The 24,374-nt window shown below is 62.5% G+C and carries 21 protein-coding genes; 8 read left to right on the plus strand and 13 right to left on the minus strand.

Annotation, left to right across the window (positions count from 1 at the left end; all coding sequences use genetic code 11):
* Window positions 1–2: 2 nt before the first annotated feature.
* A complete protein-coding gene (locus tag NKI06_RS15040) occupies window positions 3–1,898 on the minus strand; it encodes a peptidylprolyl isomerase (protein ID WP_352986011.1) in 1,896 nt (631 codons plus the stop codon).
* Window positions 1,899–2,045: 147 nt separating this feature from the next.
* Here NKI06_RS15040 and tpiA point away from each other — a divergent pair, with 147 nt between their 5' ends.
* The 5 genes from tpiA (at window position 2,046) to NKI06_RS15065 (ending at window position 7,180) form a co-directional block, all read left to right on the plus strand.
* Complete coding sequence (gene tpiA, locus NKI06_RS15045) at window positions 2,046–2,816, plus strand: triose-phosphate isomerase (protein ID WP_023819952.1); 771 nt, start codon at window positions 2,046–2,048, stop codon at window positions 2,814–2,816.
* A 196-nt stretch (window positions 2,817–3,012) separates the two neighbouring features.
* The gene (gene secG, locus NKI06_RS15050) at window positions 3,013–3,498 is read left to right on the plus strand and encodes a preprotein translocase subunit SecG (protein WP_352652936.1); all 486 of its coding nucleotides are present in this window, start codon (window positions 3,013–3,015) and stop codon (window positions 3,496–3,498) included.
* 201 nt (window positions 3,499–3,699) lie between these two features.
* Window positions 3,700–4,818, plus strand: coding sequence for a L,D-transpeptidase (locus NKI06_RS15055; RefSeq protein ID WP_027049440.1), 1,119 nt, complete (start codon window positions 3,700–3,702; stop codon window positions 4,816–4,818).
* Between the two features lie 154 nt (window positions 4,819–4,972).
* On the plus strand, window positions 4,973–6,610 hold the full coding sequence (gene pyrG, locus NKI06_RS15060; RefSeq protein ID WP_081725397.1) for a CTP synthase: 1,638 nt from the start codon (window positions 4,973–4,975) through the stop codon (window positions 6,608–6,610).
* Between the two features lie 24 nt (window positions 6,611–6,634).
* Window positions 6,635–7,180 (plus strand): DUF1697 domain-containing protein, encoded by a 546-nt coding sequence (locus NKI06_RS15065; protein WP_023743360.1) that lies wholly within the window; start codon window positions 6,635–6,637, stop codon window positions 7,178–7,180.
* A gap of 125 nt (window positions 7,181–7,305) precedes the next feature.
* Here the strand turns inward: NKI06_RS15065 and NKI06_RS15070 are convergent, their stop codons facing one another.
* The 5 genes from NKI06_RS15070 to NKI06_RS15090 all read right to left on the minus strand — a co-directional run bounded on the left by NKI06_RS15070 (window position 7,306) and on the right by NKI06_RS15090 (window position 14,943).
* Window positions 7,306–8,763 carry an NCS1 family nucleobase:cation symporter-1 gene (locus NKI06_RS15070; RefSeq protein ID WP_352986014.1) on the minus strand — a complete coding sequence of 486 codons (1,458 nt, stop codon included), beginning with the start codon at window positions 8,761–8,763 and terminating at the stop codon, window positions 7,306–7,308.
* Window positions 8,764–8,963: 200 nt separating this feature from the next.
* Window positions 8,964–9,752: a trehalose-phosphatase gene (otsB, locus tag NKI06_RS15075; protein ID WP_031244133.1), complete on the minus strand. Its 789-nt coding sequence runs from the start codon at window positions 9,750–9,752 to the stop codon at window positions 8,964–8,966.
* Entirely contained in the window at window positions 9,749–11,530 is a 1,782-nt protein-coding gene (locus tag NKI06_RS15080) for an alpha,alpha-trehalose-phosphate synthase (UDP-forming) (RefSeq protein ID WP_023682445.1), read from the minus strand. Before NKI06_RS15080 ends, otsB begins: the two co-directional genes overlap by 4 nt.
* A gap of 145 nt (window positions 11,531–11,675) precedes the next feature.
* Window positions 11,676–13,838, minus strand: coding sequence for an amylo-alpha-1,6-glucosidase (locus NKI06_RS15085; RefSeq protein ID WP_023682446.1), 2,163 nt, complete (start codon window positions 13,836–13,838; stop codon window positions 11,676–11,678).
* Between the two features lie 43 nt (window positions 13,839–13,881).
* Window positions 13,882–14,943, minus strand: a complete 1,062-nt coding sequence (locus NKI06_RS15090) for a glycosyltransferase family 4 protein (RefSeq protein ID WP_023830061.1) — start codon at window positions 14,941–14,943, stop codon at window positions 13,882–13,884.
* A 189-nt stretch (window positions 14,944–15,132) separates the two neighbouring features.
* Here NKI06_RS15090 and NKI06_RS15095 point away from each other — a divergent pair, with 189 nt between their 5' ends.
* The gene (locus NKI06_RS15095; protein WP_023688551.1) at window positions 15,133–15,435 is read left to right on the plus strand and encodes a DUF982 domain-containing protein; all 303 of its coding nucleotides are present in this window, start codon (window positions 15,133–15,135) and stop codon (window positions 15,433–15,435) included.
* 185 nt (window positions 15,436–15,620) lie between these two features.
* A complete protein-coding gene (locus tag NKI06_RS15100) occupies window positions 15,621–15,779 on the plus strand; it encodes a hypothetical protein (RefSeq protein ID WP_352513694.1) in 159 nt (52 codons plus the stop codon).
* A gap of 600 nt (window positions 15,780–16,379) precedes the next feature.
* Here the strand turns inward: NKI06_RS15100 and NKI06_RS15105 are convergent.
* From NKI06_RS15105 to NKI06_RS15125, 5 genes are all read right to left on the minus strand, one after another.
* Complete coding sequence (locus tag NKI06_RS15105; protein ID WP_081725396.1) at window positions 16,380–16,580, minus strand: hypothetical protein; 201 nt, start codon at window positions 16,578–16,580, stop codon at window positions 16,380–16,382.
* Window positions 16,581–16,582: 2 nt separating this feature from the next.
* Entirely contained in the window at window positions 16,583–16,768 is a 186-nt protein-coding gene (locus NKI06_RS15110; protein ID WP_023682450.1) for a hypothetical protein, read from the minus strand.
* A gap of 655 nt (window positions 16,769–17,423) precedes the next feature.
* Complete coding sequence (locus NKI06_RS15115) at window positions 17,424–18,938, minus strand: protein adenylyltransferase SelO (protein ID WP_352986017.1); 1,515 nt, start codon at window positions 18,936–18,938, stop codon at window positions 17,424–17,426.
* Window positions 18,939–19,181: 243 nt separating this feature from the next.
* Complete coding sequence (locus tag NKI06_RS15120; protein ID WP_352986019.1) at window positions 19,182–20,558, minus strand: NAD(P)/FAD-dependent oxidoreductase; 1,377 nt, start codon at window positions 20,556–20,558, stop codon at window positions 19,182–19,184.
* Between the two features lie 30 nt (window positions 20,559–20,588).
* Window positions 20,589–21,416, minus strand: a complete 828-nt coding sequence (locus NKI06_RS15125; protein ID WP_352986021.1) for a DUF2243 domain-containing protein — start codon at window positions 21,414–21,416, stop codon at window positions 20,589–20,591.
* A gap of 312 nt (window positions 21,417–21,728) precedes the next feature.
* On the opposite strand from NKI06_RS15125, the gene ctaD reads away from it, so the two are divergent.
* Window positions 21,729–23,387, plus strand: coding sequence for a cytochrome c oxidase subunit I (gene ctaD, locus NKI06_RS15130; protein ID WP_352986022.1), 1,659 nt, complete (start codon window positions 21,729–21,731; stop codon window positions 23,385–23,387).
* A gap of 104 nt (window positions 23,388–23,491) precedes the next feature.
* On the opposite strand, the gene sdhD is transcribed toward ctaD, so the two are convergent.
* Both sdhD and NKI06_RS15140 read right to left on the minus strand, forming a co-directional pair.
* Window positions 23,492–23,881 (minus strand): succinate dehydrogenase, hydrophobic membrane anchor protein, encoded by a 390-nt coding sequence (sdhD, locus tag NKI06_RS15135; RefSeq protein WP_031356152.1) that lies wholly within the window; start codon window positions 23,879–23,881, stop codon window positions 23,492–23,494.
* Entirely contained in the window at window positions 23,874–24,152 is a 279-nt protein-coding gene (locus tag NKI06_RS15140; RefSeq protein ID WP_352986024.1) for a hypothetical protein, read from the minus strand. Before NKI06_RS15140 ends, sdhD begins: the two co-directional genes overlap by 8 nt.
* Window positions 24,153–24,374 lie beyond the last annotated feature (222 nt).

The raw sequence follows: 24,374 nt of genomic DNA on the forward strand, positions 1-24,374 counted from the left end.
ATTCATTGGGCGAGGGCTTGGGCAACGGCGGCCTGGTCGACGCTGACGGCGTACTGCGTCTGCAACTGCGCCACCAGCTGGTCGAGCAGATCGTCGGACATGCCTTGCGTGAAGGATTTTTGCGCATCGTCGGGTACCGAGCTGGCGTCGGCTCCGGCCGGCTCGAACACTTCGGCGACCTTGAACAGGATCTGGCCGTCGCCGGTGGGCGAGGGGATCAGCCCGGTGCCGCCTTCGCCGACGCCGAACATCGCAGCAGCACCCTCCTTGCCGAAATCGACATCGTCGGCCTCGCGCTTCACGCCGCGCTTGGTCTGCTTTTCAAGCTTCAGTTCGCCGGCGATGACGTCGAGTGTGGTGCCAGCCTTGAGGCGCTTGTCGAGTTCGTCTGCTTTCGCGGTCAGCCGCTTGGTCGTTTCCTCTGTCGTCCAGTCCGCCACCACGCGCTGGCGGACTTCGTCCAGCGTGCGGTCGCGAGCCGGCGTGATCGATGTCAGTTCATAGAACACGAAGCCGTTGTTAGGCGTGGTCAGGGCTTGATTCTCGGTGTTGGGCTCGGCCTCGAACACCGCCTTGATGAGGTCCGGCGATGCCGGCAGGTCCTTGATGATGGTGCCGTCCGGCTTGAGGCCGGTGCGGTCTATGGCCTCGACGGTAACGTCCTTGAGCTTGAGTTTGGCGGCGGCTTCGGCCAGCGTGCTGCCGGCGGCGCGGGTGTCTTCGTAATTGTCGTGCACGTCGAGCAGGATGCGGCTTGCTTCGCCAAGCGCCAGATCCTTGCGGATCTGGTCTGACACTTCCGCCAGCGGCTTCACCGTTTCCGGTTTGATCTCGGTAACGCGCAAAAGCACCGGACCGAACGCGCCCTGGACGACCGGGCTGACTTCGTTGACGGCAAGCGCGAATGCGGCATCGGCGACCGCCTTGTCGGTGATCTTATCCTTGGAGAGCGTGCCGAGCAGCGTGTCGGCCGGGGTCTTGCCCTGCGCGGTGACGATCTTGTCGAAAGTGGCGCCCGTCTTCAGCGAATCGGATGCCGCCTTGGCGGCGTCCGCGGAAGGAAACACCAGCTGTTCGATGGTGCGCATTTCCGGCGTGGTGTAGCGGCCCTTGTTCTTGTTGTAGTCGTCGCTGACCTGCTGGTCCGTTACGGCGCTGACATCCATGAGGTCTTCGGGCTCGAGCCGGACATAGGAGAATTTGCGGTATTCTGGCGCCGCGTAGGTTTTCTTGTTGGCCTCGAAATAAGCCTGAAGCACGCTGTCGGATGGCGCCTCGATGGGCTCCACCAACGCCTTTGGCAAGATCAGATAGTCGATGGTGCGGTCTTCGCCGCGATAGAGCGCAACTGCCTTGAAGAAGGTATCCGGAGCCTTGAGCCCGTCCGAAACCGCTTCGACGATCTGCTGGCGCACCGCCACCTGAGCCCGGTTCTTCAGATAATCCTCCGGCCGCATTCCCAGTTCGCGCAGGCGGGATTCGAACAGCCGGCGGTCGAACTGGCCATTCGGGCCCTGGAAGGCGGGTTCCTGCCGCGTCAGTTCGGCCAGCCTGTCCTTGGAGAAGCCAAGCCCGAGCTTGCGCGCCTGTTCGTCGAGGACGGCGCCGGACACCAACTGAGCCAGCACCTGGTTGTCGATGCCATAGGCCTTGGCCTGGTCGCGGCTGATGCGCTGGCCGATCTGCTGTTGCAGCATGGCGATCTGGCGATCGTAGGCTAGGCGGTACTCGGTGATCGACACGGTGGTGCTGCCGGCGGTGATCACCGCATGATGGCCGGCCAGGAAGCCGCCCGTCATCCGCGTGGTGACGCCCCAGGCAAGGAAACTCAACACCAGCAGCGACAGCAGGGCTTTCGCGACCCAGGTCCCTGCCGCGCTTCTTAATATACCAAGCATTGTTACTTCCGATTTTTGCGCAGTTTTGCGTGCGCCCGAGTCTGAAACAAGCGCAATAGCGCCCTTCCGGCTCACTGTCGATTGCTTTGTGGCCTGATTTTGATAGGGAGGGCGAGACCCCAATGTCGCCCGGAGAACCAGATCCCCATGACGCCAGGAATTCGACCGCTCGTTGCCGGCAACTGGAAAATGAACGGCACCAGCGCTTCGCTGAACGAGCTCAGGATGATCGGCAACGGCTTCATGAGCGGGCTCGACGCCGAGACCGAAGCATTGGTCTGCGTACCGGCGACCTTGCTGTCGCGCGCCGTCGAAATCCTGTCGCGCACGCCGGTGCGGGCTGGTGGCGAGGACTGCCACATCAAGGAAAGCGGCGCCTTCACCGGCTGTGTCTCAGCCGAGATGCTGAAGGATGCGGGCGCCAGCCACGTCATTGTCGGCCATTCCGAGTGCCGCGAACAGCGCAGCGAGGACGATGCCATCGTCCTCGCCAAGGCCTCGGCGGCGTGGCGGGCAGGGCTCGTCGCCATTATCTGCATCGGCGAGACCAAGGCGGAGCGCGAAGCGGGCACAGCACTCGACGTGTTGTCGCGGCAGGTCGCCGGCTCGGTGCCACCGAGCGCAACGCCCGCCAACACCGTTATCGCCTACGAGCCGGTATGGGCTATCGGCACCGGCCTGACGCCGACCGCCGAAGACGTGGCGGAGGCGCACGCACATATCCGCCAAAAACTGGCGGAAGCGCTCGGCGCAGTCGTGGCCGGCAAGATGCGCATTCTCTATGGCGGCTCGGTCAAGGCGTCCAACGCAGTCGAACTGCTGGGCGTCAAAAACGTCGATGGCGCGCTGGTTGGCGGCGCCAGCCTGAAGGCGTCCGACTTTCTCGCCATCGCCGAGGCATACCAGAATATCGCATAGGCCCCGGAATTTCGTTGCCGACTAGTTCGGTCATAGACTTATGAACGCAGCAGTTCGGCGGAAATCGTTGCAAAGGGCGCATTGCTTCCCATATTCCGGCCACGGGCTTGGAAATGCCGTTAAAGCATTGTATGGAGCCGCCTCCAAATCACCGGCCCTGATCGCCAGGGAGCGGCAGGGCTTGCCAGGATAAAATATGGAAACCGTACTGATCGTCATCCATCTCATGGTCGTGCTCGCCCTTGTCGGCGTGGTGCTGCTGCAACGCTCCGAAGGCGGTGGTCTCGGCATTGGCGGCGGTTCCGGTTTCATGACCGCGCGTGGCGCCGCCAATGCGCTGACGCGGGCGACGGCGATCCTGGCCGCCGCCTTCTTCGTGACGTCGCTGACACTCTCGATCGTTGCCCGCTATGGCGAAAAACCGATCGACATTCTCGACCGCGTGCCGGCCGACAGCGGCAACGGCGTGCTCAATCAGTTGCCCGGCACGACGGCGCCGACGCCGCCTTCGGGCAACACCGCACCGGCCGCGCCCGCGGCCAACGGCGCCGCCACGCCGCCCGCCACCACGGCCCCGGCGACGGCTCCATCTCCGGCGACGCCACCTGCAACCGATTCGGCTGCGCCGCCGGCTACCAATGGCGTTACCTTGCCGGTCACGCCGCAGGTTCCGAACCAGTAGTCGGTAGGGTCGGATGCCGCGATCTGTTGTTGTTTCAACACAGTCGCGGCAAATGGCACACGATCACGAAGATTCGACCGCACCCCGTGCTTGAGGCCCGTACGCCACTTCGATTATAGATTGCCGGCGGCACTTTCTGCGCCCTTGGGGGGCGCCGGGCGACGCCGTGGGCAACAAGCATTGAACGATCGGATCTTCGCCATGCAGCTTCGCAGCTTCATTTTCATGGGGTTTTGTGCCGTATTCGGCATGAGCTCCGCGGCCTTCGCCGGCACTCCGGCAATGACCTCACCGCAGGCGGTTGGCAAAACCGCTGTCATCAACGTCGCCGCCAAGAGCGATGCGACGCAGCTGAAGCTTCTCAAGAAGAAGAAAAACCCGAGCCCGGATGATCTGGCTCAGATCAGCAAGCTCGAAGACAAGATCGCCGCCGACAGGGATCTCGCCCGCGTCAAGGCGCTCGAGGCCCGCAAGCTGGCGATGCGCGATGCGGCGAAAGCCAGGGCCGATGCCCAGCGCCAGGCGTTCCTGGCAAGCAAGGGCAAGCCGGTCGTGGTTGCCGACGCCAAGCCAGGCAAGAAGACCACCAAGATCATCGCTCCGGTTGACCCGATCGCGCCGATCGAGCCGATCGAATCGGCTGAACCGCTTCCGGCCGAAGCGATGAATATCGCGCTGACCGGCAACAATGGCGAATTGCGCAGCGAGGCCCCGGGCCAGAAGCCGACGAGTGGCGGACTGTTCGCCGGCCTGTTCGGCGGCACGTCCTCTGCCTCGTCGATTGCCTATCTCCCCGAAACGCGCGCGCTCGACCAGGCTCTCGCCAAGCGGCAAGCCAAGAAGCAGTTCAAGGTGAAGCCGGAATTCGTGCCGCAGGACGTCGAATTCAGCGGCTATGAGCCGGGTACGATCGTCATCGATACCAGCGCGCGCCGCCTCTACCTCGTCGAATCGGCTTTCACCGCCCGCCGCTATGCGATCGCGGTCGGCCGCGAAGGCCTGCAGTTCAAGGGCAAGGTTGCCGTTGGCGACAAGCAGGAATGGCCGCGCTGGATCCCGACGCTCGACATGCAGAAGCGCGAACCCAAGCATTACGGCCAGTACAAGGACGGCATGCCCGGCGGCGGCCAGAACCCGCTCGGCGCCCGCGCCATCTATCTCTACGACGGCAAGAAGGACACGCATCTGCGCATCCACGGCACCATCGCGCCGCAGTCGATCGGAACCAGCGCTTCCAATGGCTGCTTCCGCATGATCAACGAGCACGTCATGGACCTCTACAGCCGCGTCAGGGTCGGCACCAAGGTCGTCATCATCTGACGCTTTCACAAACCTGCCGAAAGGGCCGGCTTTTGCCGGCCCTTTTGTTTTGACCAAAACACCAGTCTCGAACCTCGGGACTATCGCGCCTTCTCTGGAAAAAGCCTCAGCGGCGGTTTTTTCTCTGGCGGAATCAATTCGGCCGCGTTAAGCGATGACTCCCATGGCGCGATATGTATTCATCACAGGCGGCGTGGTTTCCTCACTTGGAAAAGGCATCGCTGCAGCGGCCCTTGGGGCTCTCTTGCAGGCGCGAGGCTATCGCGCACGCATCAAAAAGCTCGATCCCTATCTCAATGTCGATCCCGGAACGATGTCGCCTTACCAGCATGGCGAGGTTTTCGTCACCGATGACGGCGCCGAGACCGATCTCGATCTTGGCCATTACGAGCGCTTCACCGGCCGCTCGGCCAACCAGCAGGACAACATCACCACCGGCCGCATCTACAAGAACATCATCGAGCGCGAACGGCGCGGCGACTATCTCGGTGCCACCGTGCAGGTCATTCCGCATGTCACCGATGAGATCAAGAATTTCGTGCTCGACGGCAATGACGACTATGATTTCGTGCTGTGCGAAATCGGCGGCACGGTTGGCGATATCGAGGCGATGCCGTTTCTCGAGGCGATCCGCCAGCTCGGCAACGATCTGCCGCGCAACAACGCCGTCTATGTCCACCTGACCTTGATGCCTTACATCCCCACGGCCGGCGAGCTGAAGACCAAGCCGACCCAGCATTCGGTCAAGGAACTGCGCGGCATCGGCATCGCGCCCGATATCCTGCTGGTCCGCGCCGACCGCGCCATCCCCAAGGAAGAGCGCAGAAAACTGTCGCTGTTCTGCAATGTGCGCGAAAGTGCCGTCATCCAGGCGCTCGACGTGCCCCACATCTATGACGTGCCGATGGCTTACCACAAGGAAGGGCTCGATTCGGAAGTGCTGGCCGCCTTCGGTATCGATCCGGCGCCGAAGCCGCGCATGGAGCCCTGGCAGGCCGTGTCCAACCGCATCCACAATCCGGAAGGCGAGGTAACGATCGCCATTGTCGGCAAATACACCGGCCTCAAGGATGCCTACAAATCGCTGATCGAGGCTTTGTCGCATGGCGGCATGGCCAACCGCGTCAAGGTCAAGCTCGACTGGATCGAGAGCGAGATTTTCGAGAAGGAAGACCCGACGCCGTGGCTGGAAAAGGTGCATGGCATCCTGGTGCCCGGCGGCTTCGGCGAGCGCGGCTCGGAAGGCAAGATCCTGGCGGCGAAATTCGCCCGCGAGCGCAAGGTGCCGTATTTCGGCATCTGCTTCGGTATGCAGATGGCCTGCATCGAGGCAGCGCGCTCGCTGGCCGGCGTCGAACACGCCTCGTCGACCGAATTCGGTCCGACCGACGAGCCGGTCGTCGGCCTGATGACCGAATGGCTGAAAGGCAACATGCTGGAGAAGCGCCGCGAAACGGGCGATCTCGGCGGCACCATGCGGCTTGGCGCCTATCAGGCTGAACTCGCCAAGGGTTCGAAGATCGCCGACATCTATGGCGACACCCAGATTTCCGAGCGCCATCGCCACCGCTACGAGGTCAATATCGACTACAAGGAGCGGCTGGAAGATTGCGGCCTGGTGTTTGCCGGCATGTCGCCCGACGGCGTGCTGCCGGAAACGGTCGAATACCCCGACCATCCCTGGTTCATCGGCGTCCAGTACCATCCGGAGCTGAAGAGCCGGCCGCTTGAGCCGCATCCCCTGTTCGCCAGCTTCATCTCGGCCGCGGTGGACCAGTCGCGACTGGTCTAGGGCCACGGTGAGGTTTCGCAGCTGATGCAGACCTATGTTGCGCTGCTCTACAGCATTATCCTCGGCGAAGGCCGCCGGGTCGTCATGGCCGACCTCAAGGCGATGGCTGAACAGCTTGGGCTGAAGAACCCGCGCACCCTGGTGGCGACCGGCAATCTGGTCTTCGAGACACGGGCGACTGGCATCGCCAAGCTGGAACAGCGGCTGGAAACGGCCTTCGAAAAAACCTTCGGCCGCAATGTCGTCATCATCGTGCGCACTGCCGAGGATTGGCTGAAACTTGCCGCCGGCAACCCATTCCCGGCCGACTCTGCCGAGGCAGGCGATCAGGTGGCTGTGCGGGTGATGCGCAAGCCAGCGCCAGCGGATGGTGTGGCCGCGCTCCAGGCCTATGCCGCCGAGGACGAGAAGGTGGCTTCGGTCGACGGCGACATCTGGGTCGTCTTTTCGCGCGAGCGGCCAAGCTCGCGGCTGCTCGCTGCCATGAACCACAAGCGCATGGGCATCGGCACCGCACGCAACTGGAACACGGTGCGGAGGTTGGCTGAGATGGTAGGGAGTAGGGAGTAGGGAGTAGGGAATAGGGAGTAGGGAGTAGGGAGTAGGGAGTAGGGAGTAGGGAGTAGGGGTTATACTATCCCCTACTGACTACTGACTACTGACTACTGACTACTCCCTACTCCCTATCTCTCATTTCACGCCTTCGCCGTCCTGGCCCCTGCGCCAAGGGCGGCGGTGCGAAGGACGTAGTAGATGACCCCTGCAATGCCGACGCCGAAAAACCAGCCATAAACGCCCCACCATGCCGGCAGCAGGTTCGTGAAGTTCGGCAGGACCGAGGAGAAGATGGCGCCGATGCCGGCGGCTATGAAGGCGTTGACGTGCCAGCCGCCCTGGAAGCGGAACTCGCCATCTTCGCGGTACAGTGCCTCGACGTCGACCTCGCCCTTCCGGATCAGATAGTAGTCGACCATCATCACCCCGAAGATCGGCCCCATCGTCGCGCCGATGACGTTGACGAAAGACGCGGCACTGCCTTCCCACGGCGCGAAGGGATAAAGCACCAGCGCGATCACGGCCGCGATATAGCCGCCCTTCTTGAAGTCGATCTGCCGGGGAAAGACATTGGAGAAGTCGAAGGCCGGCGAGACGAAGTTTGCCACCACATTGATGCCGAGCGTTGCCACGGCAAAAGTCAGGGCTGCAAGCGCTGCCAGGAACCAGCTGTCGAATTTCGCCGAGATCTGGTCGGGATGCAGAAGTACTTCGCCATAGACGTCGAAGGCAGCGATGGTGGTCACGCCGGCGACCAGCGAGAACAGGATGAGATTGATCGGCAGGCCCCAGATGTTGCCCTTGCGCAGCGATTCCTTGTCTGGGGCATAGCGGGCGAAATCGCAGAAATTGAGATAGAGCGCCGAGAAATAGGTGACCCAGATCGCGGCCACCGCAAACAGCGACGTCCAGGAGCCAGGGGTTCCGGGTACGCCGGCATCCTTTGTCTTGTCGAGCAGCACATCCATCGGGATGTCGCTGGTAAAGGCAAATCTCCCGGATTTTACACAGAGATAGATCGCCAGGATCAACATCATCACCCACACCGCCGGTCCGGCCCAATCCTGGAAGCGGCGCACCGTTTCCATGCCGTTCTGGATGATCAGCAATTGCAGTGCCCAGATGACCACAAAACAGATCACTTCCAGACCCGTATGGCCGAGGAAATGCGTGTTGGCGTTGAAATCGGCGAACCATTGCGAGCGGATCAGCAACGCCACGATCGCGCCCGATGCCGCTGCCGTCTGCGCGCCGTACCAGAAGCAGGCGACGATGGCGCGCACCAGGGCCGGAATGTTGGCGCCCCAGATGCCGAAGGACGCGCGCGCCAGCACGGGGTAGGGCACGCCGGTCTTCACGCCGGCATAGCCGACCATGTTCATCAGCGCGTAGATGATCAGCGAACCGATGCCGATGGCGATGATGAAATTGACGAAGCCGCCGCAAAACAGGAACAGGCTTGCGGCGAGATAATAGCCCCAGAGGCTGTGGACGTCCGACGTCCAGACGTTGAAGATCGAGAACGGCCCCCAGTTTCGGACTTTGGCCGGAGCCAGATCCTCATTGTATAGATCAGGTGATGCGCCTTGTATGGTCACTGCGATGTCCTCCCCTTGATGCCGCACGCGCCCTCACGCGTCGACTGCGCAGGTTATGCCTGACGCAGGGGAACCGGCAAGCAATCCATTTGCCGGCTTTGGCCTTAAAGATATTCAATGAGAACAGCGCTTATCGATCGGCTTTTGGCGAAGGTCGGCGCAATCGCGGCGATCTTGATTCGACCCGCAGACGGCAGGGATCAGGACGCTTTGCGGTTGAGGGCCGGTGATGCGTCGAAATTGGCGGCAAGCCAAGCTATCGCGCAGGTGACATCATCGAGCCTGTAGTGGGCCACGGTCGGCCCACGCGGCTTGACCCGGATCGAGATGCCGCCGGCCTCGTTGATCGCCTCGAAACCGTTTTCGTCGGCGGTGTCGTCGCCGAGAAAGACCGGCCGGCGTCCGGCAAAGGGCGGGATTGCCATGAAACGCCGCACGGCAGCGCCCTTGGCCGCTTCGAGCGGCATGAGTTCGACGCCGGCATTGCCCGGGATAACCCGATAGCCCTGGGGAAGCTCGGTCAAAGCCTGTTCGACAAGATGCGTTGCCCTGGCCAGCAGATGCGGCGCCGCACGCGTATGGATGGCGAGGATCGGACCCTTGCGCTCGATATGAACAAGGCCGTCATCCAGTTCGGCCTCGATGGCGTCGGCAAGGGCAGCTATATCGGCGGGAGCATCCGCGGTAACGACCGGGCCGTCCGGCGTCAGCCGGTGTTCCAGCCCATAGAGACCGGCAACACGCAGCTTCAACGGATGAAACAGGCGGTCGGCGCCTTCGACCGAGCGGCCGGTGATAAAGGCGACAGCGCCGTCCAGCCGTTTGTCGACGACGCCGAGGAGGTTGCGCAGTTCGTCGCTTACGGACACGGCGTCGGGGTGCGCCGCGTGCTCCAGCAACGTGCCGTCGATATCGAGGAAAAGCGCCCATTGTCCTTCCGGCAGGTCGGGTGCGGTTGGCAGGCCCGGTGCTTTTGACAGGCTATTCATGACGCCACCTTCCGCATGCGGTCGAACAGCGAGACGATGTTGGTGTCGGTGTTTGCGGGCCGCTCGGCGACACTTGTCGCTCTTTCGAGGTCGCCGCGTTTGCGCAGGCGCGCCGCATCGAGCAGCATGCTGCCGGCCCAGCGAAAGACATTGTTGTCGCGCACTATTTCGCGCATCGGGCGCATGCGCTCGCGTTGTTCGTCCGGTGACATGGTTAGCGCCTGCAGCAGCACCTGGCTCATCATCGCCGCGTCGTAAGGATTGACGATCAGTGCTTCCAGCAGTTCGCGCGACGCGCCGGCAAACGTGCTGAGCAACAGCACGCCCTGTTCGTCGTCCCGCGCGGCGACGAATTCCTTGGCTACGAGGTTCATGCCGTCATGCAGGCTGGTGACCATGCAGATGTCGGCGGCGCGATAGATCTCATAGACCTGTTGCTGCGAATGGTGCTCAGCCACCATGACCACGGGCTTGTAGCCGTCATGACCGTAGCGCTGGTTGAGCTCGTTGGCATAACGCAGGCATTCATCGTGCAATTGCTGGTACGCCGGCAGCGTGCCGCGGCTTGGGGCAGCAATCTGCAGGAACACTACCTTGCCGATCCACTCGGGGTGGCGCGTAAACAATTCGTCCAGCGCATGGAAGCGGTCGAGGATGCCCTTGGTGTAGTCCAGGCGCTCGACGCCGACGCACAGCTTGACGTCCGCCGACAGGCCGAACCGCTCACGCAGGCGGGCGCGGCTTTCCTCGACCGGTGGCAGTTTGGCCAGGAGTTCGGCCGGCCATTCGATGGAGATGGGATAGGCGTGCACCAGTGTCGTCCGCCCGCCATACGAGATCGCGGCGTCGGCGCGCTCGATGCGGCTTTCCAGGAACCGGTCTACGCTTTCAGTGAAATTATTGGCATGAAACTGGGTGTGAAAGCCGATGATCGAGCTCCCGAGCAGTCCATCAAGAACGCGTTCGCGCCATGGGCAGATGCTGAACACTTCGGAGTTCGGCCACGGGATGTGCCAGAAGGTGATGATGATCGCCTCCGGCAGGCGCTCGCGGATCATGCGCGGCAGGAGCGCGAAATGGTAATCCTGAACCAGCACGATCGGCCGCTCATTGCGCGCCTCGGCAACCACCATATCGGCGAATTTGCGGTTGACGGCCTCATAGGCCTCCCAGTCCGAGGCACGGAAGACCGGCCGGGTGAAGGCGATATGGCAGAGCGGCCAAAGCCCTTCATTGGCAAAGCCGAGATAGTAGCCCTGATATTCGTCGTCGCTCAGCCACACGCGGCGCAGCGTATAGGACGGATTGTCCGGCGGCACCTGAACCCGATCGTTGCTATCGACCGTCAGACGATCCGCCGTTCCGCCGCCATAGGCGATCCAGGTGCCGCTGCAGGCGCGGGTGATAGGCTCAAGCGCCGACACCAGGCCGCTGGCCGGCACCAGAAGCTCGACGCCGTCGTCCTTGATGTTGTGGATATAGGGTTCCCGGTTCGAGACGACGATGACCTGCGCGTCCGGCAGGTCGTCGGCAAGTATCTTGCGCAAGGTGTCGGGCGACCAGTTCACCAGCGCCGCGTCGGGAGATTGTCCGTTCTTCTCGAACTCCCGCAAGACCTTGCGCGTCGCTTCCGATGCGACGTCCTCGCCGGCAGTCGGTGCAACCGTCAAGCTATGGCTACGACGTTGCCTGGAGATCGATAACAGAACGGCTAGAATCGAAAGGCCAAGGCTTGCAAGGATCAAGACCCAGAGCAGGGCCATGCCATAATCAGTCATTCCAATTCCAACTCAATTTTGGCCGTCAGGGCCTTTTTCTTCATGGTTCGATTTTGAGTGTTCGCAGCCGACGATCGCCCGTGAGAACCTGTGTTTTTTGCAACGCACAAACCCTGGGATCGGTTCCCGTTGAAAGCCGTTCCGATCATGTCCGCACGATCAGCGGAACCAGCCCCTCATGGCGGTCGGCGAGAAAGGCGACGACGCGGTCGCCGACGCGCTGAAAGGTAAGATCGACCCTCTTTTCGGCGACACCCAGATGCCTGAGCGTCAGCGTATCGATGCCGATCGGCAAACGGGGTCGAGTGACGTGGATTTCGCCGTTCCAGCCGTCGATTTCCAGACCGAGGCACGCCTGCATCAGCATGAAGGCCGAGCCTGCCGACCAGGCTTGCGGCAGGCAGGCGACGGGGTAGGCGATCGGTGCTTCACCCGGCGAGCGGGTAAAGCCGCAGAACAGTTCCGGCAGCCGCATGTTGAAATGCACGGCGGATTCGAACGTGCCGCTCATCAGCCGCACCACGCTGTCACGCTCGCCGAACCGCGCCAGGCCGGCGCCGCACATCGCCGTGTCATGCGGCCAGATGGAACCATTGTGGTACGACATCGGGTTGAACAGCACAGCATCGTCGGAAAGCGTTCGCACCCCCCAGCCGGAGTGGAAGGAAGCCGAAAGCAACTGGTCGGCGACCATCTTAGCCCGCGCCGGTTCGGGCAGGCCGACATAGAGCAGGTGTCCGGCATTCGACGTGCGCACCTTGCACGGCTCTCCGGCGCCGTCGATCGCCAGCGCATAGAAGCCGAGATCGTCCAGCCAGAAATCACGCTCGACGGCGATCCGCATCTCTTCGGCGCGATTTTCCCAGTGCTCGGCCTGCGCGAACTCGCCCCGGCGGCGGGCGAGAGCGGCAAGGCCCCTGAAGGCGGCGAAGACATAACCCTGCACTTCGACCAGCGCGATCGGCCCCTTGGGAATGCGGCCGTCGGCGTGGAAGACCGAGTCGAAGCTGTCCTTCCAGCCCTGGTTCGCAAGGCCGGATTCGGCAGCGCGCTGATAGGTGACGAAGCCGGTTGCGCGGCTCGCCTCTTCCGTCCACTTGGCGGCGGCGCAGAGAGACGGCCACAGGCTGGCGATGAAGTCCATGTCGCCGGTGCGCTCGGCATAGGCGCAAGCGAGGTGGATGTAGAGCGGCGTGGTATCGACGCCGCCATAGTAGCGGCCGAAGGGTAGCTCCTGCAGCGCCACCATCTCGCCCTTGCGTGTCTCGTGCATGATCTTGCCGGGCTGCGAGTCGCTGAAAGGCGATGTCTCGGTCGCCTGGTGCTGGGCGAGGAAGGCAAGCACGCCGCGCGCCAGGCCGGGGTTGAGCCATAGCATCTGCAGCGCCGAGATGACGCCGTCACGGCCGAAGGCCGTCGAAAACCAGGGGATGCCGGCATAGGGGTAAGGCCCGGTCGACAGCTCGGTGGTCAGCAAGGCGACATCGGCGCGAGCGCGTTCGACCCAATCGTTGAAGACGCGGCCCGAACTGTGCACCGTCGCGCCATGGCGGCGCTTGGCCCGCATGCCGAAACGGGCGCGCGCCGCGGCCGCCCGGAAGCGGTCGCGGTCGGGCGTTTCGGTCAGTTCCGCGCCGACCTCGACGTAAAGCATCTTGCTGCTGCGCTTGGTCACTGCGATGAGGAAATCCGCGCGCTCGGCGCTCAGCTGGTCCGGCGGCTGCGAGAACGAGATCGCAGACACCCGCGCCAGCCCGTCCAGTCCGTCATAGCGCAGCAGCACCGAGGCAGGCTCGATCTCCGCTGCATGCGCCATTCCGCGCTTCGGCCGGGTCGAACCGCGGACCTCGAACATGTCCCGGAAATCGGCGGCAAAATGCAGCGAGACGCGGATTGCCGAATGCTCCTGGCTGTAGTTGGAAAGGGTGATGCGCTCGAACAGCCGGTCCTGCCACAACAGCCTGACGCGCTCGATATGGATGGCGCCCTGCGGGATGTCGCGGCCACCGACGCTTTGCATCGGCAAATTGGTCATATTGCTGGTGAACAGCACATTGTCCTGGCTGAGCGAGGCGCCGAGCAGCGATGTCTGCCGGCCGCCGACGGTGAGCCTGAACTCCGACAGCACCCGGGTGTCGTCACGGAAGAAACCGTCGCCCGCGCCCCTGATATCGCCGTAGGCATCGGCCACGGCAAAACAGTCGCCTTGCTTCAGGGCAAACAGCCGGTGCGGCTCGCGCGGCGCGGTTTCGTCCAGGGAGGCAAGGGCCACGGCAGGGTCGAGCTTGCGCTCGTCAAGTTCGGTCATCAGTCACAAATCTCTGTTTCGGGCTCGGAACGTCCGCCGTCGTTCACGACGCTTTCGATTCAGCCGGGGCGCCGATGAGACGCGCATAGGCAGTGAGATAGTCGCGCGCCATCCTGTTGGCGGAGAACCGACTTTCGAAGACGGCGCGCACCTTTCGCCGGTCGAGCTGCAGCAAGGCCGGCACTGCGGCGACCGCGGCATGGAGAGAATCGACGACAAATCCGGTGACGCCATGGTCGATGACTTCCGGCAACGCACCGCAGTTCCAGCCGATGGTTGGCGTACCGCACGCCATCGCCTCGATCGCGGCAAGGCCGAACGGCTCGGGCCAGTCTATCGGAAACAGGAGACCAGCGGCATTGCCGAGGAATTCAGTCTTCTCACCCTCGGCGATCTCGCCGACATAGTCGATGCGGTTGCCATCGATCAAGGGCTCGATCGTCTCATGGAAATAGGCGCGATCATCGTCGCCGATCTTGGCCGCCAGCTTGAGCTTCATGCCCGACCGCAAGGCGATGTCGATGGCCCGGTCCGGCCGCTTGTCGCGCGAAAGCCGGCCGAGAAAGGCAAGGTATGGTTCGCCCGCCGCCGTCTCGAAGGTCGGCTGATAGAGACCCGTCGGCAGCCCGTGATGGATGGTGGCCAGCCAATTGGCATTCGCAAGCCCGGTCTTCTGGCTGTGTGAGATCGAGACCAGCGGAAAGCGCGGAAAGCGCTCATAGGCTGGCGCCAGATCGACATAATCGAGCCGGCCATGAGGCGTCGTCACCGTCTTGTCCGGCATGGTCTCGAAGAACGAGAAATGCAGGAAATGGCTGAGATGAAAATGAATGATATCAAAGTCGTGGGCTCGGTTCCTCACATCGGCAAGCATCGCAAGATGCGCCGCCGTGTCCGATTTCAGCGGACGCGGATCGAGGCGCAGCGCGCGTTCGCGTCCTGGTATCAGTCTGGCCGACGTCCGGCTGTCGCCGCTGGCGAACAGCGTCACCTCATGGCCGAGTTCGACCAGCCCTTCGGTCAGATAGGAAACGATGCGCTCGGTGCCGCCATAGAGAAGGGGCGGCACCGATTCGTGCAAAGGGGCGACATGGGCTATCCGCATGGTTTGAACGTGTCCCTCAAGGCAATCACGAGAGCGAAATGCATCAGCCGGCCTAACGTTCCGGACAAAAGCGGGCGTCGGCAACCCAAGCCCACCGGCGCAGATTTTTTTGCAATAAGCGGAACAAACGCGCCATCCGCGAATTTAGTAGGGTTGGTTCGCGCTGCGGCCGACCAGGGAGAGAACAAAATGGACCGCTTGCATTTCTTTACGCCCGTGCGCATTGCGCGCGGGCAGGGACACCCCGTCGAGGAAGTCGATAGCGTTGCCGAAGCGATGGTCTTTTTGCAGAAATGGCCATTGGGACGGCGTGGGCCTGTGTATCAGTGCGCCGTGAATTGCTGCTCCGCGGCCCTGTCGGGCAGAATGTCGGCCGAAGCAGCCAGGAAGGCGTTTACGGGCTTTGCCCGCATCACCCGGCTGCTCGATGATGACATGGCCCTGCCGATGGGCGGCGAAAGCATGGCGGAAGTCCACGCGCTGAGGCGCTAGGCGCCGGTCCAGCCATTTGGCTATTGAACACCCGGGCTTTGGCGGCGCGGGCATCATCTTTTCCGCACCGGAGTATTCCGGCGCGGCCCTTCACCTCATGGGCCACACTGTGCTTTCATGCGGCGTTTCGCATGACCGGTGGGTGACGACCATCCACAGGCGGCCCGAACGTGGAGGGGTAGACAATGCCGAGACTGATCCTGGGAACACTCGGCGCTATCGTCATCGCCCTCATCTGGGCGGTCCTTGCCAGTTTGATGGGCGCGCCATCGATCGTGATCACGGTCGGCGCGGTCGCCATTGGGGCCGGCGTCTACACCTACGTCGACCGACGCTCGACTTGACGCGTCCCCGGTCTGCCGCGCGCTCGACCAATTGCACGCCGGTGTTTGACGCGCGCGGCAGTCGCGGCGGGCATTCTTCAAGGATGGGTTGCTGGCCGCATTGAGAGCAAAGGCGCAGACCGGGCGCCACACGTCGGACTGGGCTCACCCAGAACTTGGGAGAGATCGTCAAAGATCTTTCAATCCGGCCAATGTAGATCGAAACGGCGAATCTGTGGATTTCCGGTGGAACATCGTCGCCTCGAAACACTTCGGGCGTTGCACTGCCCCATCAGTGCACGTTCCCTTGTTCTGTTGGAACTGGCCGGCTGCCGAAAGGTGGCCGGCTTTTTTGTATATAAGCGGAACCTGAAATTACGGGGCTTGTTCTGGATGCGGCAGCGAGCCCCTCGCTGCTGGTCGAGGGCCGTAACCCTTGGCCGGGCCCGCATCGCTCCGCCAGTGGTGCGGGCCCACGGCCTCCGGTTTTTCCGGGCGTCTCGACTCGCCGATCCTTACCCTGGTCCGGCTAATGCATGTCACTCAAAAAATGGCTCGGTTGTGAGACAACGACATGCACACGCGGCGCGCTTTAGCACAATCATTCACAAAGCCGTGGGTTCAACTGTTGCTACCCTTCTTGGCTGGATTGTGCGAATGATGACTGTCCTTTTCGCCGCCACCCCCTGAAACTCGGCTTTTGGATCGACGGTCTTCATCCGCCGGGGGTTTGTTGACCTGCAGGGGTTTTCTGGCGTTCTCGTGCGATGCGCCTGGCCCGCCCTGCCGGATCGTGTTCGGGTGTTTCTTCGATGTGGACATGATCACCGATCCTGCTGACGGCCCTGATGAGTGGTGTTGACCTTGGTGTTGGCTTGCTGCCCTTGGCGCTCCGGATCCGGCGCTCCGTGAGTGCCGTGCTGGGCATCATCGTGGCTAATCTGTCGCCCTTCTCCTCGACCCTTCTGGCTCTGGTTCTCAGGCGGCACGGGCGGCATTTTGCTCGACATCTGCATCTCCTTGGGTTGGTCTCGTGACTCCAAACCGTGATCGTGGGGGGAAGTTCCGTCTGCTTCATCAGCACCTGTGCTTTTCGGTGCCGACGGTGACTCCCAACAGCGGCCCGCGTTGCTGGTCGAGGACAGGCAATCTCTGGGCGGGCCGCGTCGCCCGCCAGTGGTGCGGGCCTGCAATATAAATCCTAAGCTAGTTTATTGCGAGCTTCCGGCGACTTGCGTAGCCGGCCACAGTGGCTTTCAGGAGAGCAGCGTGTTGTATCCGGTCGATTTGGAGCGACCGAAATACAGTGCTTGACCACGTTGCTGACATGATCGGTGACGAGCGCGGTGTCGCGCCTGGATCGCGGCAGCAGCCTCTGGTCCGATCTGCCCGCAGCTGGTGGCAGCTAAAACGACGTCAAAAGACCTAAGTCTCTTTGATCGCCCTCGCTGCTCGCACGAGCGATGACCAGTCAGCTCCCATGGCTGCGACAAGGTCTCGAGCATCTTCGTCTGATATTCCGGTACGGTCTACGAGCTTCCGTGCCAGCAATTCGAATGCCAATTCTATGATCGTCATAGCTCAGCCCTTACGAGAGTGCCCGTGATGATAGCTTGCAAATGGGTCTTCCGCATTTGCACATGTTAAGCGACCATCACGAATGTCTCATGTACCGCAGAATGTCTGCAGGACGCGCTCATCCGGGCGTGGCGGCTCAGCATAGCGTTCCATTCCCGGCTGCTCATCGAAGGGACGGCTGACGACCGCCAGGATCTCCTCGAACGGTGTGAAGTCGCCCCCCAACGCCGCCTGGATCATCGCCTCGATGCGATGATTGCGGGGGATGAATTTGGGATTGACCGATTGCATGGCTGCCCGGCGCGTGGCCGTGTCGGCGGCCTCGCTTGCGATGCGCTGGCGCCACCGCGCCGACCAGGCATCGAATGCACCTGGATCCTTAAACAACTGCCGCGCCGTGCCTTGGCCGTCCGCAGCGTCGAGGTCATCGCCCAGGCGCCGGAAGCCGAGCGTAAAGTCCGCTTCGCCGCGAGCCAGCACATCCAGAAAGTCGGCAGCGAGCTGCAAGTCGCCTTCCGCTTCGGTCAGCAGTCCGAGTTTTGTGCGGAAGCCGCGCTGCAACACAGCCTCATAGGAGGCCTGGAACGACCTCAGCACCTCTTCCGCTTCAGAGACTGCTTCATTCTCGTCCGTGCTCATGAGCGGCAGCAGGGTCTCGGCAAAGCGCGCAAGGTTCCATGTGGCGACACGAGGCTGGTTGGCATAGGCATAGCGGCCGGCGCGGTCTATCGAACTGAACACCGCGCTGGGGTCATAGGCGTCCATAAAGGCGCATGGGCCATAGTCGATCGTCTCGCCCGAGATCGACATATTGTCGGTGTTCATGACGCCATGGATGAAGCCGACCAGCATCCAGCGCGCCACCAGGTCCGCCTGTGCGGCGACAACGGCCTCCAGCAAAGCCCGGTACGGCCGTGCTTCCCCCGCCAGCTGTGGGAAGTGACGCTGAATGGCATAGTCGGCCAGTATCTTGAGCGCCTCGGTGTCGTGGCGCGCGGCGAAATATTGGAACGTGCCGATCCTGATATGGCTTGCCGCCACCCGTGTCAGGACGGCGCCGGGCAGCCGGACCTCGCGATAGACCGGGTCGCCGGTGAGCACCGCCGCAAGGCTTCGCGTCGTCGGAATGCCGAGCGCCGCCATCGCTTCGCTGACGACATATTCGCGCAGGACAGGGCCGAGTGCGGCGCGGCCGTCACCGTTGCGCGAGAACCGCGTTGGTCCCGATCCCTTCAGCTGGATGTCACGGCGAATGCCGTTGACGTCCACCACTTCGCCAAGAAGCAGAGCGCGCCCGTCGCCAAGCTGAGGCACGAAGTTTCCGAACTGGTGGCCCGCATAAGCCAGGGCGATTGCCTGCAAGCCTTCCGGAAATCTGTTGCCGGCAAGCATCGCCACTCCATCCGGGCTGGTAAGCTGGTCGGCATCGAGCCCGAGTTCCTCCGCGAGGGGCCGGTTGAACCGGATCAGCCGCGGTTCGGATACCGGCTTCGGATCTGTTTGCGAGAAGAAGCGCTCCGGCAATTGCCCATAGCTGTTGCTCAGGGCGGGAAGCCCCGTCTGAATGACCGGGGGTTGTTCAGCAGTCGCAGGTGACGTCATGACAAGCTGTCTCTGAAGAGGAGGGTTCAACAGCTCCCGTTTCGAGGAGCCTGTGTTCATTTGAGCATATAGGGACGCAACGCCGCTGGTGCCATCCGGATCCCATCAGGCCGGCACCGGATACAAGCTGGGAACCACCCGCCTCGATTTTCGAGGTTCAGGCTGCCGTGGGACGACGGGCCGTGGCGGAATCCAGAGATGACCCCCGCATCGCCACTGTCTCCGAACTGAGCACCCGGCAATCTAGTCAGTGCGGGCGGGCAATGCCGGGGCGGCGTCTGCCTTGGGTGGCAGCGGCTCTCTCGGGGCCGCTCCCGGCGACGATGTTAAACCCGGTTCGACTCGTTCCTCGGCGATGAGTCGGGCGCCACGCTCATAGGTCAGGTAGCGCCAGAGCCACTGGATCGAGACCTGAACGCGGTGCTGAAAACCGACGAGCAGATAAACATGGATGAGCGCCCAGGCAGACCAGGCGAACCAGCCTTTCAGTTTCAGCCTGCCCGATTCGAACACGGCAGCGTGGCGGCCGACAATGGCCGTGTTGCCTCGATTGCTGAAGACAAAAGCGGGCAGCGTGTCGCCAGCATCTATCCGGCGTGCCAGTGCCTTGCCGAGGTACTCGCCCTGCTGCTTGGCGACTTGGGCAAGACCCGGCAATGGCTGGCCGTTCCCATCGAGGACCAGTGCGACGTCGCCAAGCGCGAAGACATCGGGATGGCCGACGACCTGCAGGTCGGATTCGACCTTCACCCGACCGCCGCGGTCGAGCCCGACACCAAGCTGGGCGACCAGCGGAGAAGCCGCCACCCCGGCGGCCCAGAGCGTCAAGGCCACCGGGATCACCTGGCCGCCGACGGTGATCTGATGCGCTTCGATCGCCTCGACCCGGTTGCCGAGCGCGACCTCGACGCCCAGGCTTTCAAGGCGCAGACGTGCATATCTGGAAAGCTCCGGGGCGAATCCGGCGAGCAGACGCTCGCCGGCTTCTACCAGTATGATCCTTGTCTTCTCGGGCCGGATGTTGCGGAAGTCGCGCGCCAGTGTGTGCCGGCTGAGTTCGGCGATCGAGCCCGCCAGTTCGACACCGGTCGGGCCGCCGCCGATAATGGCGATCGTCATCAGCCGGGATTGCTCGACTGGATCGGTGGTCCGTTCCGCGTGCTCGAACGATAGCAGCAGCCGTGACCGGATCGTGCGCGCGTCCTCGATGGTCTTCAAACCGGGACAAACCCGAGCCCAGCTCTCCTGGCCGAAATAGAATGGCTGCGAACCAGTGGCCAAGACCAGGATGTCGTAGGGGACCGTGGTCCCATCGGCCAGCACCAGTATCCTGGCCTCGGTGCCGATCTCGGTGACATCGCCGAAGAGGACCTGAACCGAGGGATAGCGGCCCAGGATCTTGCGGATGGGCTCGGCGATATCAGGCGCCGACAAGGCGGCGGTTGCAACCTGATAGAGCAAGGGCTGGAACAGGTGGTGATTGTGGCGGTCGATGATCGTCACCCCGATTTCCGCCTTGCCGAGCGCCTTGGCAACCTCCAGACCGGCAAAGCCTCCGCCGACCACGACGATGCGCGGTGTCAGGCTCCGGCCGTGGCTGCTCTCGCTGGCGAATCGCATGCTTGATACTCCCCTATCCCTGTCCGGAAGTCATAGCCTGGCAGGAGTGCCTCGCTGCTGGCTGGAGCTACTGCTCATTCCGGCGGCATCGGTCCAGGCGAGGCATCCGGCAATGACAGGCGTCGTGCTGACCACAAGGGCGCCGCGCGCGTGAAGGGCTACCAACCCGCGCCATGAGACGCGGTCGACCGTCCAGATGGTGCCGCTGGCGTCGACCCATTTGAGATGGGCGTCGGCGACTTCAACGGCCCGCATCATCGCCGCCGGTTCCATCCCGGCCCGAAAGACGATGATGGAATTGGCGGCGCCGTTGAAGAACGGGCCGGCGCCGGCTGCCATTCCCGCAAGCAGGACGATGCTGGTAAGCGCTGCCGAAGCACCGCGTGCCGGTCCGCCGCGGTTGGGCAGCACCAGCACCAACACAAGCGGCACGATGCCGAAGATGACCAGCCACGCAATATCCCAGGCGAGCGGCAAGTCGCTGTTCATCTTGATCCGGTGCAGACCCAGCAGCCAGTGAAACACGACGGCATCGACGACATGCCAGACGCCGAACCCGGCGAAGGCGAGCCGCAGGATCCCCGTGGTGGTCCCGGGCCGCGCGCCGGCCGCCCTCGCGGCCACCAGCAGCACCGTGCCGGCGACGGCGAGCACATACATGAAAAGATGGAAGAGGCCGTCGGCCATGATCTGGAAGCGCAGGTCGGAACCCGCCGGATCGGCGACGCCCGAGAGAAGATGATGCCATTGCAGGATCTGATGCAGGACGATGCCGTCGAAGAAACCGCCGAGCGCGAAGCCGAGCAGCAGCCAGCCGGCTCGCGTTCTCGGGTCGAGTGTCGCGGTGATCGCGTCCATGTCAGGACCACCGGCTCCAGGCCGGGGCGTTCAGTTGCCTGGGCACCGACATGTCCGGCGGCGTGGGGTCATGGAGACCATGACGCGCCTCGAGCCAGAAGGCGGATATCAGCCCACCAACCACCGTCGTCAGAACCAGGGTCGCAGCAATTATCGCCAGCATGGACGTCGATCCTCAGCCGCGCAGGGTCGGCCGCGCGGAACCTAACAGCGGCTTCCGTGGAATGTTCCTGGCTGTCGGTTCGGTGGAGGGAACAATCAAGTTCCAGCACGGTTCGATGCTGGCGACGGACGGCTCAAGCGGAGAAGGTCATGAACGAATATACGGCGGCAGATCCGGGCGGTCTCGACAGCCATCAGCCGAGCGGCATCACCCGATGGCTGTTTTCGACCAACCACAAGGACATCGGCACACTCTATCTGGTCTTCGCTTTCATCGCGGGGGTGATCGGCATGCTCTTGTCGGTGAGCATGCGAATCGAGCTGCAGCAACCCGGGATCCAGTTTTTCCCCGGACTGGCGTCGATGATCTACGGTTACCAGGGCGACGCGGCGATCGACGCCGGCAAGCAGCTATACAACGTCTTCACGACGGCCCACGCGCTGATCATGATCTTCTACACTGTGATGCCCGCCCTGATCGGCGGCTTCGCCAACTGGATGGTTCCGATCATGATCGGCGCCCCCGACATGGCCTTCCCGCGCATGAACAACATATCGTTCTGGCTGCTGCCGCCGGCATTGATGTTGCTTTTATTGTCGATCTTCATGCCCAGCGTCCCCGGCGGCTATGGCCCTGGGACCGGCTGGTTCCTGTACCCGCCGCTGTCGACCTCCGGCCACCCCGGTCCCGCCGTGGATCTGGTCATCCTGTCTCTGCACATTGCGGGCGCCTCCTCGATCCTGGGAGCCATCAACTTCATCACCACCATCTTCAACATGCGCGCGCCGGGGATGACCCTGCACAAGATGCCCCTGTTCGTGTGGTCGATCCTCATCACCGCCTTCCTGCTGCTGCTGGCTCTGCCGGTGCTGGCCGGCGCCATCACCATGCTCCTGACCGATCGCAATTTCGGAACCACGTTCTTCGCGCCGGACGGCGGAGGCGACCCGCTGCTGTACCAGCATCTCTTCTGGTTCTTCGGCCACCCGGAAGTCTACATCATGATCCTGCCGGCGTTCGGCATCGTCAGCCAGGTGATCTCGACCTTCTCGCGAAAGCCGATCTTCGGGTATCTCGGGATGGTGTACGCAATCGTGGCGATCGGGGTGATCGGCTTCGTCGTCTGGGCCCACCATATGTACACCAGCGGGATAGGCCTCGACACGCAGCGCTACTTCACCTTCGCCACGATGGTGATAGCAGTGCCGACCGGGATTAAAGTGTTCTCGTGGATTGCAACCATGTGGGGCGGTTCGGTCAGCCTGCGGACGCCGATGCTCTGGGCCCTCGGCTTCATATTCCTGTTCACCGTAGGCGGGGTGACGGGCGTTCAACTCGCAAATGCCGGCCTCGACCGTGAACTGCACGACACATACTTCGTCGTCGCGCATTTCCACTACATACTTTCACTGGGAGCGATCTTCGGCATCTTCGCGGGCTGGTATTACTGGTTTCCGAAAATGACGGGATATCTCTACAATCCGCTTCTGGCTGGGGTCCATTTCTGGACGACCTTCGTCGGCGTGAACCTCGTCTTCTTCCCCCATCACTTCCTTGGATTGGCTGGCATGCCGCGTCGCTATGTCGACTATCCCGACGCATTCGCCGGCTGGAACATGGTGTCCTCTTATGGATCGTACCTGTCGGCCGCGAGTGTCGTGATTTTCCTCTTCGGCATCTTGGAAGCTTTCTACCGGCGAAGAGCCGCCGGCATGAACCCGTGGGGGCCAGGAGCTACCACATTGGAGTGGGAGCTGACCTCTCCACCCCCTTTCCATCAATGGGACAGGCTGCCGCAAATCAGATGAGGCCGGGTTGTCGAACTCCTTTGCGCAAGCCCAGCCCGGTTCCCCGCTGAGGCGAACTTCAGCCTGCCGGTGGCAGACGCTGGCTGCAGCAGGGAACCGGATCGCTATCTGAAGCTGATTAACAGCACAGCGAACAAGCTTGCGAGCGCGACTGACCAGCAGAACAACCAATTGGCGATCAGAAGAAGCGATTTGAGCACCGTGGCATGGCAGTAATCTTCGATGATCGATTGCATTCCAAGCCGCATGTGAACGCAGCTTACGAGAATGAAGCCAATAAGGGCTGGCGCGACATAGATCGATCCTACGACGCTGAGGACGGCGTCTCGAGGCTCACCGACCAGCATTATAACGACCGCGACGATGTAAATGACAAGGATCAACAGGGCAGCAGATGTCAGCCGCTCCAGCATGAACGTTTCGGTTCCGTGTTTCGCCGATCCAAGGCCCCGCACTCGAGCTAGCGGAGTTCTGATTGAGGGTCTGTCAGCCATGGCGTTCCCCAAAATTACTTGGTTGCCTTGCGCGCAACTCAAGCTGTTGCTGTTTCGATGCCCGGGCTGCCGGTGCCGACGGATAGTGGGCAAGCACGGTCTCCAGTCGAGCAAGGCGGGCTTTGTGGGCGTCCAGTTCGTATCCTGAACGCCATCCAATTTGCCTGGGTCTGCCATCTCTGCATAGCTCGCTTTCAAGCAGCGAGATACGAAGGCGGACCGCGTCGATCTCCTTGACGAGCGCGGCCTTCACCGATTTTCGACTCTGCATGGCTGTAGCTCCGGTGCAAGGATGGTTCCAAACCTGACGCGTCTGGAAATGTTCCCGGGTGCCGAAGGCGTGCTGAAGATTAATGCCTCAGTGCTGGACCCGCACAATGGGTCGCCATGAGCAAAGCCGGGCACTAGCTCAACGGCCGCGATGTGCCCGGCGAATGCTTGTGAAAACGAGCGAATGCCTGGCCCGCCTCGTCCCGAGAGATAAGTAGCCCTC

The sequence above is a fragment of the Mesorhizobium sp. M0772 genome, from assembly GCF_040320135.1.
Classification (GTDB): domain Bacteria; phylum Pseudomonadota; class Alphaproteobacteria; order Rhizobiales; family Rhizobiaceae; genus Mesorhizobium.

Coding starts and splice junctions, on each gene's coding strand:
- NKI06_RS15105 (WP_081725396.1), bottom strand. CDS start 16,580: ATGTCCACATCGAAGAAACACCCGAACACGATCCGGCAGGGCGGGCCA.
- NKI06_RS15140 (WP_352986024.1), bottom strand. CDS start 24,152: ATGCAGAGTCGAAAATCGGTGAAGGCCGCGCTCGTCAAGGAGATCGAC.
- NKI06_RS15115 (WP_352986017.1), bottom strand. CDS start 18,938: ATGACGTCACCTGCGACTGCTGAACAACCCCCGGTCATTCAGACGGGG.
- NKI06_RS15125 (WP_352986021.1), bottom strand. CDS start 21,416: ATGGACGCGATCACCGCGACACTCGACCCGAGAACGCGAGCCGGCTGG.
- NKI06_RS15080 (WP_023682445.1), bottom strand. CDS start 11,530: ATGACTGATTATGGCATGGCCCTGCTCTGGGTCTTGATCCTTGCAAGC.
- NKI06_RS15120 (WP_352986019.1), bottom strand. CDS start 20,558: ATGCGATTCGCCAGCGAGAGCAGCCACGGCCGGAGCCTGACACCGCGC.
- NKI06_RS15090 (WP_023830061.1), bottom strand. CDS start 14,943: ATGCGGATAGCCCATGTCGCCCCTTTGCACGAATCGGTGCCGCCCCTT.
- secG (WP_352652936.1), top strand. CDS start 3,013: ATGGAAACCGTACTGATCGTCATCCATCTCATGGTCGTGCTCGCCCTT.
- tpiA (WP_023819952.1), top strand. CDS start 2,046: ATGACGCCAGGAATTCGACCGCTCGTTGCCGGCAACTGGAAAATGAAC.
- NKI06_RS15095 (WP_023688551.1), top strand. CDS start 15,133: ATGGACCGCTTGCATTTCTTTACGCCCGTGCGCATTGCGCGCGGGCAG.
- pyrG (WP_081725397.1), top strand. CDS start 4,973: ATGACTCCCATGGCGCGATATGTATTCATCACAGGCGGCGTGGTTTCC.
- NKI06_RS15110 (WP_023682450.1), bottom strand. CDS start 16,768: ATGTCGAGCAAAATGCCGCCCGTGCCGCCTGAGAACCAGAGCCAGAAG.
- otsB (WP_031244133.1), bottom strand. CDS start 9,752: ATGAATAGCCTGTCAAAAGCACCGGGCCTGCCAACCGCACCCGACCTG.
- ctaD (WP_352986022.1), top strand. CDS start 21,729: ATGAACGAATATACGGCGGCAGATCCGGGCGGTCTCGACAGCCATCAG.
- NKI06_RS15085 (WP_023682446.1), bottom strand. CDS start 13,838: ATGACCGAACTTGACGAGCGCAAGCTCGACCCTGCCGTGGCCCTTGCC.
- NKI06_RS15055 (WP_027049440.1), top strand. CDS start 3,700: ATGCAGCTTCGCAGCTTCATTTTCATGGGGTTTTGTGCCGTATTCGGC.
- NKI06_RS15040 (WP_352986011.1), bottom strand. CDS start 1,898: ATGCTTGGTATATTAAGAAGCGCGGCAGGGACCTGGGTCGCGAAAGCC.
- NKI06_RS15065 (WP_023743360.1), top strand. CDS start 6,635: ATGCAGACCTATGTTGCGCTGCTCTACAGCATTATCCTCGGCGAAGGC.
- sdhD (WP_031356152.1), bottom strand. CDS start 23,881: ATGGCTGACAGACCCTCAATCAGAACTCCGCTAGCTCGAGTGCGGGGC.
- NKI06_RS15100 (WP_352513694.1), top strand. CDS start 15,621: ATGCCGAGACTGATCCTGGGAACACTCGGCGCTATCGTCATCGCCCTC.